Here is a 13,056-nt window from a genome sequence, read left to right on the forward strand (position 1 = left end):
CAACCCGGGAGGTGAATTCGCTATGTATAAGGTGCTCCTGATCGATGACGAGACGATCATTGTAGAGGGGCTTCAGAAGGTGGTGGACTGGGCCGCCTACAACTGTCAGGTGACTGCCCTGGCCCAGGATGCCGTCTCCGGCTCCCAGGCAATCCGAAAGCACCGACCGGATATCCTCTTTACCGACATTAAGATGCCCGGAGAGGATGGTCTGACGATGCTGGCCGGCCTGCGGGGGGAGTTTCCCCGGATGCAGATTGCCGTTCTCACCGGCTATCGGGACTTTGAGTACGCCCAACGGGCCATTCGCCTGGGCGTGGCCCGATTTTTGCTTAAGCCCTCCAAAATGGACGAACTGACCGAGGCGCTGGAGTATATGACCGGCGTGCTGGACTGCCTCCCGCCGGAGACGGAACCGGAACCCCAGCCGGGGCGCGAGGACCCCAACAGCTTCCTGGTCCGCCAGGCGCAGGCCTATATCGCAGAGCACTGCGCCCAGCGGCTGTCCCTCCAGGATGTGGCCGACCACTGCTACGTCAGCCAGTGGCACCTGTCCAAGCTGCTCAACAAGCATCTGAACCAGTCCTTCTACGACCTGCTCAATGCGGTGCGGGTCCGCCAGGCCAAACAGCTGATGGACGACCCGGCCCTGCGCATCAGCGAGGTGGCAGAGCGGGTTGGCTATGCCGATACCGCCCACTTCTCCCACGTGTTTAAAAAGCTGGAGGGGGTCTCCGCCGGTGAGTGGCGCAATCTGCACTGCGGGAAAAATTGAGCGGCGGATGAGGCGCGCTGCCCTTATTTCCGGGTTTGCACGTGCCAGATATCCCGGGCGTAGTCCTGGATGGAGCGGTCAGCGGCGAAAATGCCGGAGCGGGCAATATTGATGAGCGACATCTGGTTCCAGCGGGTACGGTCGGCATAGGTGCCGGCGGCGCGGCGGTGGGCCTCACAGTAGCTGTCGAAGTCAGCCAGCAGCATATACTCGTCGGCCTGGCTGCCGTCAGCGCCGAAAAGCAGACGGTTGGACAGGCTGCTGTAGACCACCTTGTCGTCAAAACCGGCGGAAATCTGGTCAATCACCCGCTTCAGAGCGTGATTGTGGAGGTAAATCTCGTGGGGACGGTAGCCATCCCGCTTGCGCTGGTTGACCTGCTCGGTGGTCAGGCCGAAGAGGAAGAGGTTCTCGTCGCCCAGCTGCTGGTGCATCTCCACATTGGCGCCGTCCAGCGTACCGATGGTGAGGGCGCCATTCATCATAAACTTCATGTTGCCGGTGCCGCTGGCCTCCTTGCCGGCGGTGGAGATCTGCTCGGAAATCTCAGAGGCGGGCATCAGCTTCTCAGCCAGAGAGACCCGGTAGTTCTCCAGGAAGACCACCTGAAGCCGATCCTTGCAGATGGGGTCCTGGTTGATTTGAGCAGCCAGAGAGTTAATCAGCTGAATGATCTCCTTGGCCACATGGTAGCCCGAGGCCGCCTTCGCGCCGAAGAGGTAGGTCTGGGGGGTGAACTCCATATTGGGATTGTCCCGCAGCTGGTTATACAGATGGACAATATGCAGTACATTGAGCAGCTGGCGCTTGTACTCGTGGAGGCGCTTCACCTGGACGTCGAAAATAGCGTCGGTGTTCAGGGTCACACCGGATTCCCGGCTGACATAGGCGGCAAAACGGCGCTTGTTCTCCTGCTTGATCTCCTCCAGGCGCTGGAGAACTGACGGGTCGTCCTTGAACTTCTCAAAGTCCCGGAGGGCCTCGGGGTGAAGGAGATACCGGTCCCCGCCGGTACACTCCCGGATGAGCGCGTCCAGCTTGGGATTGATTTGGGACAGCCAGCGGCGGTGGTCAATGCCGTTGGTCACATTTTTAAACTTGTCGGGCTCGGCCTGGTAGGCGTCCCGGAAGACGTCCCGCTTCAAAATGTCGGAGTGAAGGGCGGATACGCCGTTGATGGCCTGGCAGGCGCAGACACACAGGTTAGCCATGCGCACCTCGCCACCCCAGATAATGGCCATATGGGCGATCTTGCCGTTGTCGCCGCCGTAACGCCGCTCCAAATCCCGCTGGTAACGGGAGGCGATCTCCTTCAAAATCTGCCAGATGCGGGGCAGCAGAGTTTCGATCAGGTTCTGCGGCCAGCGCTCCAGAGCTTCCGCCAGAACGGTGTGGTTGGTGTAGCACACCGAGTCAGTGACAATATGCCAGGCTTCGTTCCAGCCGTAGCCCTCATCGTCCAGCAGAATGCGCATGAGCTCAGGGATGACCAGGGTCGGGTGGGTGTCGTTGATTTGAATGACGTGCTTCCGGGCGAAGTTGCGCAGGGTCCCGTACTGGGCCTTGTGCTGGCGGACAATGGACTGCACGGTGGCAGAGACAAAGAAGTACTGCTGCTTTAAACGCAGAGACTTGCCCTCAAAGTGGTTGTCGTCGGGGTAGAGAACCTTGGCGATGACCTCGGCCATAGCCTGCTGCTCCACCGCTTTCAGATACTCGCCTCGGGAGTAGAGGGACATGTCCACGGGCATGGGGCTCTTGGCGTCCCACAGGCGCAGGGTGTTGGTGTGCTTGGTCTGGTAGCCGGCAATCTTCATGTCCCGGGGGATGGCCAATACGGTGGTATAGCCCACGTACTCCGGGTGGTTGACCCCGTTTTCATCCCAGTTATCCACAATCTTGCCCCCGAAGCGGACCTCCTCCGCCTCGTCCATCTTGGGGATCAGCCAGGCGTCACCCAGACCCAGCCAGTTGTCAGCCAGCTCTACCTGCTTGCCATTGATGATCTTCTGCTTGAAAATGCCCAGCTCATAACAGATGGAATAGCCGGTGGCAGGGATCTCCAGCGTGGTCATGGAGTCCAGATAGCAGGCGGCCAGACGGCCCAGACCGCCGTTGCCCAGGCCGGCGTCCGGCTCGGATTCGAATAGATCAGAGGCGGAGAAGCCCATGTCCTCCAGGGCATCCTTCAGTGTGTCCAGCAGTCCCAGGTTGTAGGCGTTCTTCTCCAGAGAGCGGCCCATGAGGAACTCCAGGGACAAATAGTGGACCTGGCGCTGCTGCTTTTCCCAGATCTGGTTGACCGTCTCCATGCGGCGGCGGGACATGATATCCCGCAGGACCATGGCGCAGGCCTTGAACATATGGGTGTTGTTGGCTGTCTCTACTGTACAGCCGAAGTTGCGCTGGAGCTTGCCGGTAATCATTTCAGTCAGCTGCTCCTTATTGTATTCAGCAGTGTATTCTGCCATAACAGTGCCTCCTATTTTTGATCTCAAGCGGGGAGTGGAAGAGTGTCCCGCGACTACTAATTTTAACAGATTTTTTAGGGAGCGTCAACGGCGGGAGTGGATTAAATTGGGAGAGGGCCCGTATTTTTTTCTCTTGCTCCACTGTGCGTCTGCGAAACAGACGCCCGGAAGTAAAATGACCCCACCCTGACGGGTGGGGCCATGTTTAACGAGAAGCATTATCCAAGAAGACGGTTGTAAATGTTCAGATACTGGCAGGCGGAGTTTTTCCAGGAGAAATCGGCGGACATACCCTCCTTCTGGAGCCCACGCCAGGCTTTCGTGTCGCTGTTGTACAGGTCCACTGCCTCCCGCAGGACCCAGACCATATCTCCGGCGCTGATGTTGGAGAAGGTGAAGCCGCGGCCGGTGCCCTCATACTTGTTGTAGGGAGTTACAGTGTCCTTCAGACCGCCGGTCTCCCGTACGACGGGGATGGTGCCAAAGCGCATGGCGATCATCTGGGACAGACCGCAGGGCTCGGACACGGAGGGCATGAGGAACAGGTCCGCACCGGCGTAGATCATGTTGGACAGGGGAGCGGAGTAGGTCAGCTGGGCGGAGAAGCGGCCGGGGTACTGCCCATGGGCGTGGCGGAAAGCTTCCTCATACTGCCAGTCGCCGGTGCCAAGCACCACCATCTGCATCCCCTTGGTGCCAAGCCCCATGATCTCGTGGATTGCGTCCGTCACCATGGAGAAGCCCTTGTGCCCCACCAGACGGGAGACGCAGGCAACCAGGGGGACGTCCGGATTCTCCTCCAGCCCCACTGCCTGCTGGAGCGCGGCCTTGCAGGCGGCCTTGCCCTTGACCAGCGTCTTCTGAGTGAAGTTGGCGGCCAGACCGGGCATGGTGGCGGGGTCGTACAGGTCTACATCAATGCCGTTGAGAATGCCCTCCAGCTTGCCGCTCTGCTGGTTGATAACCCCGTCCAGACCGTGGGCGTAGAAGGGGGTGCGCAGCTCCTGGGCGTAGGTGGGGGAGACGGTGGTGACAAAGTTGGAGGCCATAATGGCGCCCTTCATCAGATTCACGTCCCGGTGGTAGGCCAGCATCCCCTCGTTGAAGTAGCTGCGGTCCAGGCCAATGACGTCCTGAAGCACCTGGTCGCCGTAGCGGCCCTGATACTCGATGTTGTGGATGGTGTAGACGCTCTTGGCCCCCTCCAGCTGAGGAATGTGATATTTGTCCTCCAGCAGGTAGATGGGGACCAGGGCGGTCTGCCAGTCGTTGCAGTGGATGATGTCAGGCGCCCAGTTCAGCTGCCCCGGAGTCTCGATGACGGCGCGGGAGAAGTAGGCGAAGCGCTCACAGTCGTCAAAGTGGCCGTAGAGCTGCCAGCGCTTGAAGTAGTACTCGTTGTCCACAAACCAGAAGGTGACCCCCTGGTACTCCAGCTCAAAGACACCGCAGTACACCTGCCGCCAGGCCAGAGTGACATTAAAGTACTTCAGGAAGACCATTTTGGAGCGCCAGTCCTCGCTGATACCCTCGTAGAGAGGGAGGATCACCTTTACCTCGTGTCCCTCGGCCGCCAGAGCCTGGGGCAGAGAGCCGGCCACATCGGCCAGACCGCCGGTTTTAATAAAAGGGGCAGCTTCGGAGGTTGCAAAGAGAATTTTCATAAAATCACCTTTAAATTGAAATATTCTGCGGATTTTTAGGAGGACGCCCTCCCAATGGGAGGGCGTCAGAAATAAATCAGACGACAGAGCCCTTCGCGATGGCCAGAGGATAGGTTGCGTGGCCCATGAGCATACGGCCCTCGTTCACCGTAACGCCCTTGTCGGCAATCACATAGGACAGGGAGGCCCCCGCCTTGACCACAGTGCCCTGCATGAGTACGCTGTCAGTCACCTTGGCGCCCTTCTCTACAATGACGCCGCGGGCCAGAATGGAGTTTTCCACTTCGCCCTCGATGAAGCAGCCGTCCGCCACCAGAGAACGGGTCGATTTGGACTCGGGTCCGTAGTAGGTGGAGGGATTGGACTGGTCCTTGGTGCGGATGGGACGGGAGGGATTGAACAGGTCGGCCCGGATGGCGGGGTCCAGCAGATCCATGGAGCGCTGATAGTAGTCGCCCACCGACTGGAAGCGGCCCACATAGCCCTTGTGGACGTAGGGGACCATCTTCAGGGATTTCATGCGGGGCTGAAGGACCCCGCGGCTGAAGTTGGTCACGTCGTGGGCGGCGCAGTAGTCCACCATGTCCATCAGCAGACGCTTGGACAGGATGTAGATCTCCAGCGACTCCAGCGCCTTGTCGGCGGCGGTGGGGTGGATGGACAGGTCGGTGATCCGGCCATCCTCGCTGACCTCCACATACTCGGAGAACCGGGGCGCTCCCTTCAGGGTGGGAGTGCATACCATGGTGATATCAGCCCCGGAGTTCAGGTGCTGCTCAAAGACCTCGTTGACGGGCAGGTTGATGGCCACATCGCCCCAGGCCAGCAGAATGTAGTCCTGACGGATATCCTCCAGATAGTCGTGGACGCCGGCCAGAGCCTCCATACTGCCCCGGTACTCGCCTTGGCCCTGCTCGGTGTAGCTGAAGGGGGGCAGGATGCGCAGGCCGCCGTGCTTGCGGCTCAGATCCCAGTCCTTGCCGGAGCCCAGGTGATCCAGAAGGGACTGGTAGCTCTGGTGGACCACCACGCCCACGTCGGTGATGCCGGCGTTGACGCAGTTGGACAGCATGAAATCAATGAGACGATACCGTCCGCCGAAGGGCAGAGAGCAGGTGTTGCGGGGACGGGTCAGCTCCCCCAGGTTGGCGTCGGAGCGGTATGCGAACAAAATTCCGTGCAGATCATTCATGCCTGCTCACCTCCTTTTACATCTTCACGAATCATCGCTTTGGGCGGGACAACCGCCTTTTCGCCGACTGTGACCCCTCCGGCCACCACGGCAATGCCCCAGTTTTCGCTGCCGTCGGGGGCGGAGCCCACAACGGCGCCGGCCTCTACAGTGGCCCCCTCGGCAATGATGGAGTAGTACACCTTGGCCCCCGCCTTGACGGTGGCGCCGGGCATCAGAATAGAGTACTGAATGTCAGCCCCCTGCTCCACCGTGGCGGAGTGGAACAGCACCGAGTTGGCCACATTGCCGTCTACGATGCAGCCGCCGGTGACCAGGGAGTGGGAGATGGCGGCGTCAGGACCGGTGACGTGGGGCGGCTTAATGGGAGTGCGGGCGTAGATGGGCCAGCTCTCGTCATACATATCCAGGCCGCTGTTCCGAGACAGCAGGTCCATGTTGGCGTCCCAGAGAGAGTCGATGGTGCCAACATCCTTCCAGTAGCCGTTGAACCGGTAGGCCATCAGTACCTCGCCGGCGTTGAGCATGTTGGGAATGATGTTCTTGCCGAAGTCATTGGAGGAGTTGGGGTCGGCCTCATCATCAATGAGATATTTGCGCAGCTTGGACCAGGTGAACACATAGATGCCCATGGAGGCCAGGTTGCTCTTGGGCTGAGGGGGCTTCTCCTCGAACTCATAGACCTTGTCGTTAGACTCTACGTTCAGGATGCCGAAGCGCTTGGCCTCCTCCATGGTGACCTCCAGAACGGAGATGGTGCAGGCAGCCCCCGCCTTCTTGTGGTAGGCCACCATCTCAGAGTAGTCCATCTTATAGATGTGGTCGCCCGACAGAACCACTACGTACTCCGGGTCATACAAGTCCAGAAATCCGATGTTCTGGTAGATGGCGTTGGCAGTGCCCTTGTACCAGCTGCCCTTTTCACCCTCGCCCAGATAGGGGGGGAGGATATGGACGCCGCCGTCGGACCGGTCCAGGTCCCAGGGCTGGCCGTTGCCCAGGTAGCTGTTCAGCTCCAGGGGTCGATATTGGGTCAGTACACCCACTGTGTCGATGCCGGAATTAACACAGTTGGACAAGGGGAAGTCGATGATGCGATACTTCCCGCCAAAAGGAACGGCGGGCTTTGCCACGTTGCTGGTCAGCGCGTAGAGCCGGCTGCCCTGACCACCAGCCAACAGCATGGCGACAACTTCTTTTTTCATGGTATTCACCTCTTACTTTTTTGGGTGCATTGGCATCTATGAACAATCAGGGAGAACCCTGAGAATGCCCGAACTCGGAGAATCACAGCGGAGGCGGGAGAGTTATTTCTCCGTCTTCTTTTTGCGGACCGCCCGCTTGGGCTTGTCCGCGGCGGCCTCCGATTTTTTCACCGCCTTGGTGGAACGGGCTTTTGTGACCTTGACAGCGGACTTTTCCCCTGTCTTGGCGCCTGTGCCGGCGGCCTTCTCTGTCTTGGGCTTGCGCACGGGATTTTTGCGCACACAGCGGTAAATCACGGCGGACATGGGGGGCAGGTCGGCGGTGAAGGACTGGGGCTGGTCGTGGCAGGGGATCTTCTCTGTCTTCACAGGCTCTTTGTCACCCCGGCCCTCGCCGCCATAGGCCTCGTCGTCGGTGGTGAAAGCTACGCCCCAGCTGCCGGCAAAGGGAGCGCCCACCCGGTAGCCCTTCCGGTGCTCAGGGGAGAAGTTGCACAGCACCAGCAGAGGAGTTCCCTTCCGGTCCCAGCGCAGGAAGGCCACCGTGTTGGCGTTGTTGTCGTCGGCGCACAGCCACTGGAAGCCCTGCCAGGAGTCGTCCTGCTCCCACAGAGGGGACTGCTCCAGATAGAAGGCGTTTATGGCCTTGAAGAACTCCTGAGTGTGGCGGTGAGGGGCGTATTGCAGCAGATGCCAGTCCAGAGAGTACTCAAAGTGCCACTCGTTCCACTGGCCCAGTTCGGCCCCCATGAAAGTGAGCTTCTTGCCCGGGTGGGTCATCATATAGGCGTAAAAAGCCCGCACACCGGCAAATTTCAGCGGATTGTCACCGGGCATCTTGCCGAAGAAGGAGCCTTTCATGTGTACCACCTCGTCGTGGGACAGAGGCAGGATATAGTTCTCGGAGAAGGCGTACATCAGAGAGAAGGTGATGTCCCGGTGGTTGTACTGCCGGAAATAGGGGTCCAGCTTGATATAGTGGCAGATGTCGTTCATCCAACCCATGTTCCACTTAAAGTTGAAGCCCAGACCGCCGTCGTCCACCGGCTTGGTCACCTTGGGCCAGGCAGTGGACTCCTCGGCTACCATCAGCACGTCGGGGTGGGCGGCGAAAATGGCGGTGTTCAGGTCCTGGAAGAACTTGATGGCCTCCAGATTCTCGTGGCCGCCGTTGATGTTGGGCATCCACTCCCCGTCCTTGCGGCCATAGTCCAGGTAGAGCATGGAGGACACCGCGTCAACCCGCAGACCGTCCATATGGTACTCCTCCAGCCAGAACATGGCAGAGGAGAACAGGAAGGAGCGCACTTCAGCTCGGCCAAAGTCGAAGACGTTGGTGCCCCAGTCGGGGTGTTCACCCTTGCGGGTGTCGGCATACTCGTAGGTGGGGGTCCCGTCGAAGTGGTACAGGCCAAAGGCGTCCCGGGGGAAGTGGGCGGGAACCCAGTCCATAATTACACCCACGCCAGCCTGGTGCAGCTGGTCAATGAGATATTTCAGATCGTCGGGGGTCCCGTACCGGCTGGTGGCCGCAAAATAGCCGGTACACTGGTAGCCCCAGGAGGCGTCCAGGGGGTACTCGGTGACGGGCATGAGCTCTACGTGGGTAAAGCCCATCTCCTTCACGTAGGGGGCCAGATAGGAGGCGATGTCCCGGTAGCTGAGAAACTCCCCCTCGCCGGTGCGGCGCCAGGAGCCCAGGTGACACTCGTAGATGTTCATGGGCCGGCGGTAGGGCGGATTCTTGGCGCGGAAAGCAAGCCAGTCTCGGTCGCCCCACTCGTAGCCGCCGGTCAGGTCGTAGATTTTGGTGGAGACGTCAGGCCGGGTTGCGGCATGGAAGCCGTAGGGGTCCGCTTTGCCTACAAAGGAGGAGCCGTCCGCCTTATGTATGGCGTACTGATAGGCATCGTAGCGGTTCAGGCCGGGGAGAAAAGCCTCCCAAATGCCGCCCTCCACCCTGGTCATGGGGGTGGCCTCCAGGTCCCAGCCGTTGAAATCGCCAATGATGGTGACCTTGGGGGCGTTGGGCGCCCAGATACGGAACAGATAGCCCTCAACCCCGTTTTCATCCTTGGCGGGATGGGAGCCAAAGCATTTCCATGCGTGGGTGGAACGTCCCTCGGAAAAGGCCTCCAGTTCTAAAAATAGGTCGTTAGGAGAGAGATTTTCTTGATATTTAGACATAATTATCACCTCGTGGAATCTTTTGAGGGCAGATACCTGCCAAAACTGACAAGGGGCCACAAAATGAAGCTGGGTATATTTATCTAAATTATACAACAAGCAGACAGAGCCGTCAAGTAAAATAGTGGGAAAAGAGGAAGAAAATCGAAAAGAAGGGCCTAGAGCGGCAAGGGCTCACGGGATAATAAAGGTCCTGAAATGCAGTGTGCAAAGCATGAAATATCCGGAAAGGGGACCAATAGGGTCCCCTTTCCGCTGAATCCCAGAAAACCGGAAACTTTTCGGTCAACTTTTGGAAAATTAAACAGCTGTCAGCCTGCCATCAGCAGCTTGCCAAGCATACGGGTGAAAATACCGGGAACGGACAGTCTGTCCACTTGCCGGGAGGAGAGAATGGGGATGGCGTCCCGCAGCTCGTCCCCCACGTAGACCTCCAGCCGGCCCAGAGTCTGGCCCAGCTCCACCGGGGCCTCCACATCATTCGCAATCAGAAGCCTGGTGGTCACCTGGTCCTCCTCCCCCCGCTGAACCAGCAGGCGGCAGTCCCGCTCCAGCTGGGGCTGGACCTGGGCCTGTGTCCCCAGAAGCACGTCCACCGGAGCCAGAGGGGCGTCGGGGTAGACTGGAGTCATGGCGTAGTTGGCAAAGCCGTAGTCCAGAAGTGCCTTGGCGTCCTCAAAACGCTGGTTGCTGGTGGGCGCTTTCATTACCACGGCAATGAGCTCCATGCCGTTGCGCTCCGCCGTGGCCGACATACAGTATTGGGCGGAGTTGGTGAAGCCTGTCTTCAAACCGGTGGCCCCCTCATAGAACCGGACCAGCCGGTTGGTATTGGTCAGACCAAAGGTCCCGTCCCGAATGGTGTCCATCCAAATAGTGGTGTACTCCCGAATTTTTGGGTGGTTCAAAATCAGCTCCCGGGACATGAGGGCAATATCATGGGCGCTGGTTACATGGCCCTGGGCGGGCAGGCCGGTACAGTTTAGAAAGGTGGTGTCCGTCATACCCAGTTCCTGGGCGCGCTGGTTCATCTGCGTCACAAAGGCACCCTCGCTGCCCGCCAGATGCTCCGCCAGTGCCGCCGCGCAGTCGTTGCCCGAGACCACGGTGACACATTTAATCATCTCGGACACCGTCATCTGCTCCCCGGGCTCCAGATAGACCTGGGAGCCCCCCATGCCGGCGGCGTAGGGGGAGACGGTCACCAGGTCCTCCAGAGAGACGCGGCCCGAGTCCACCGCCTCCATCACCAGCAGCAGGGTCATAATCTTGGTGACGCTGGCCGGCTCCAGCTTCTCGTGGGCGTTGTCTTCCAGCAGAATGGTCCCCGTCTCCTTCTCCATCAGCAGGCAGGAGGCGCAGGACAGGGTCAGTCCGCTGTCCGCCGCTGCGCTGGCCATGGGAAGCTGTACAGCCAGCAGAAGGGCAGCCAGCAGAAGTGATAGATGTTTTTTCATAAAGGGTTCCTCCTGATCCATGAATTTGCGGGTATGGTCAGGATGTGGAGAGGGACTTTTTTCTATACGCCAAGGCAACAGGTATTTTTTTCAATGCTGGGACAGTGTACCCCAGCCCGGCGGAGAAAACAGGCGAACGAGCAGGGAAAACAGAAAAAATTTTTCCTTTGATGCACCCAAACGTACAACTTTTAGCCCTTCGCCGCCCTGGGTGTAAGGAGGGATGGTGTGGCAAAGACAAGAGGGCTCCCAGACCGGGAGCAAATTATTAAACGTATGTGGAGGCTGGTCAGCGCCCGGGCGGGAGACGCCGTCAAGCTGGCCTGCTTCCCGCCAGAGGGCTGGCAGGACACCGAAAAGCTGGACCTGGACGCCCTCACCGAATTTAAACGGGGCAGCAACGGCGTGGTGGAGCTGAAATTTGTGGACCGGGGGCGGTTGCTGGAGCGGCTGCTGGACGCCGTGGACCACAGCGGCGAGGACCAGGTGGACCGATTCCTCCAGGCCATGGAGGAACAGGGGGGATAGGGTGGTCTTTTCGGAAAAACAACGGCAGGTCCTTACCTGGTGGAAACCCGGCTCCCCTGATCGGGAAAAACAGGCCGTTATCTGCGATGGGGCGGTGCGCAGCGGCAAAACCCTGTGTACCGGCCTGTCCTTCTTCTGCTGGGCCATGAGCTCCTTCCAGAACCGGAGTTTTGCCCTGTGCGGCAGGACCATCCAGTCGGTGCGGCGCAATCTGCTCTCAGAGCTGATCCCGCTGCTGGAGAATATGGGCTTTCGCTGTGAGCAGAAGCGGTCACAAAACGTGATCCAGGTGCGGCTGGGTAAAAAACGCAACAGCTTTTACCTGTTCGGCGGGAAGGACGAGGGGTCCGCCTCCCTCATTCAGGGCATTACCCTGGCGGGGGCCCTGCTGGATGAGGCCGCCCTGATGCCCCGCTCCTTTGTGGAACAGACCGCCGCACGGTGCTCGGTGACGGGGAGCAGGCTGTGGTTCTCCTGTAACCCTGAGTCCCCCGCCCACTGGTTTTATCAGGAGTGGATCCTGAAGGCGGAGGAGAAAAACGCGCTGCGGCTTCAATTTACCATGGAGGACAACCCGGGACTCTCCCGGAAGGTGCGGGAGCGGTATGCCAGCACCTTTCAGGGGACCTTCTACCGCCGGTTTGTGCTGGGGGAGTGGGTGGCCGCCGAGGGGCTGGTGTATGACTTCTTTGATGAGAGTTTTGTCCAGGATGCGCCCGAGGGACCCTTTGAGGAGTGGTACATCTCCTGCGACTACGGCACCGCAAATCCCACCTCCATGGGCCTGTGGGGGAGAAAAAACGGAGTGTGGTTCCGGGTGAAGGAGTACTACTATGACGCCAAAAGCCAGCGGCGGCAGAAGACCGATGAGGAGTACGCCGATGACCTGGCAGAGCTGGCGGAGGGGCGGAGCATCAGAGCGGTGGTAGCCGACCCCTCAGCCGCCAGCTTCTGTGAGACCCTGCGCCGGAGAGGCTGGCGGGTGAAAAAGGCGGACAATCAGGTGCTGTCCGGTATTCGCCTCACTGCACGGCTGCTGAAAAGCGGGAAAATCGTCATCTGTAGAGGATGCGGCGACGCAATCCGGGAGTTTTCCCTCTACCGATGGGACGACAAACACCCGGGACAGGACCAGGTGCGCAAGGAACACGACCACGCAATGGACGAAATCCGATACTTTGCCGCCACCGTCGCTGGAAAAAGTGGACTGGGCGGGGGATTCGCCGGGTGTGTGGAGCGGAAGGTGTTTTAGTGAAGCGCAGAGTTTAAGGGGGTTCCACGGAGCGGTGGGAATTGGTTACAGGTGCAGCTTCGACTGGGAATCTCAGGTGGAAGGTAGCGCTTCCAGGGACAATTCCCCGCTCCAGTGTGCGCACTGGGCGTCCCTACCCCCTCTGTCTCGCTTCGCTCGACATCTCCCCCTGACAGGGGGAGTCGGCCCCTTTGCCAAAGGGGGCCGGGCAGCTGACGCCGCTTTTTGTGGCCCTGCGCAGCAGGGGCAGGAAAGATTATCATATGAAGTGCAACACAAGAAAAAAGGGAGGACAACAAGGGAAACTTCGTGTAAAATGTAGTCA

General features: G+C 59.4%; 9 protein-coding genes. 3 read left to right on the forward strand and 6 right to left on the reverse strand.

Annotated features, from left to right (window positions below; translation table 11 throughout):
• Window positions 1-22: 22 nt before the first annotated feature.
• Complete coding sequence (locus D1646_RS17160) at window positions 23-775, forward strand: response regulator (protein WP_160637637.1); 753 nt, start codon at window positions 23-25, stop codon at window positions 773-775.
• Between the two features lie 23 nt (window positions 776-798).
• On the opposite strand, the gene D1646_RS17165 is transcribed toward D1646_RS17160, so the two are convergent.
• The 6 genes from D1646_RS17165 to D1646_RS17190 all read right to left on the reverse strand — a co-directional run bounded on the left by D1646_RS17165 (window position 799) and on the right by D1646_RS17190 (window position 10,951).
• Window positions 799-3,246: a glycogen/starch/alpha-glucan phosphorylase gene (locus D1646_RS17165; RefSeq protein ID WP_160637638.1), complete on the reverse strand. Its 2,448-nt coding sequence runs from the start codon at window positions 3,244-3,246 to the stop codon at window positions 799-801.
• A 218-nt stretch (window positions 3,247-3,464) separates the two neighbouring features.
• A complete protein-coding gene (glgA, locus tag D1646_RS17170; RefSeq protein WP_160637639.1) occupies window positions 3,465-4,910 on the reverse strand; it encodes a glycogen synthase GlgA in 1,446 nt (481 codons plus the stop codon).
• Window positions 4,911-4,986: 76 nt separating this feature from the next.
• Complete coding sequence (glgD, locus tag D1646_RS17175) at window positions 4,987-6,102, reverse strand: glucose-1-phosphate adenylyltransferase subunit GlgD (RefSeq protein WP_160637640.1); 1,116 nt, start codon at window positions 6,100-6,102, stop codon at window positions 4,987-4,989.
• Window positions 6,099-7,307 carry a glucose-1-phosphate adenylyltransferase gene (locus tag D1646_RS17180; RefSeq protein ID WP_160637641.1) on the reverse strand — a complete coding sequence of 403 codons (1,209 nt, stop codon included), beginning with the start codon at window positions 7,305-7,307 and terminating at the stop codon, window positions 6,099-6,101. The genes glgD and D1646_RS17180 overlap by 4 nt, the downstream gene beginning before the upstream one ends.
• Window positions 7,308-7,409: 102 nt before the next feature.
• Window positions 7,410-9,494, reverse strand: a complete 2,085-nt coding sequence (gene glgB, locus D1646_RS17185) for a 1,4-alpha-glucan branching protein GlgB (RefSeq protein WP_160637642.1) — start codon at window positions 9,492-9,494, stop codon at window positions 7,410-7,412.
• A 311-nt stretch (window positions 9,495-9,805) separates the two neighbouring features.
• Window positions 9,806-10,951, reverse strand: a complete 1,146-nt coding sequence (locus tag D1646_RS17190; protein ID WP_160637643.1) for a D-alanyl-D-alanine carboxypeptidase family protein — start codon at window positions 10,949-10,951, stop codon at window positions 9,806-9,808.
• A gap of 228 nt (window positions 10,952-11,179) precedes the next feature.
• On the opposite strand from D1646_RS17190, the gene D1646_RS17195 reads away from it, so the two are divergent.
• Both D1646_RS17195 and D1646_RS17200 read left to right on the forward strand, forming a co-directional pair.
• Window positions 11,180-11,479 carry an XRE family transcriptional regulator gene (locus tag D1646_RS17195; RefSeq protein ID WP_160637644.1) on the forward strand — a complete coding sequence of 100 codons (300 nt, stop codon included), beginning with the start codon at window positions 11,180-11,182 and terminating at the stop codon, window positions 11,477-11,479.
• 1 nt (window position 11,480) lies between these two features.
• On the forward strand, window positions 11,481-12,731 hold the full coding sequence (locus D1646_RS17200; RefSeq protein ID WP_160637645.1) for a PBSX family phage terminase large subunit: 1,251 nt from the start codon (window positions 11,481-11,483) through the stop codon (window positions 12,729-12,731).
• Window positions 12,732-13,056 lie beyond the last annotated feature (325 nt).

Source organism: Pseudoflavonifractor sp. 60 (genome assembly GCF_009911645.1).
GTDB lineage: Bacteria > Bacillota > Clostridia > Oscillospirales > Oscillospiraceae > Lawsonibacter.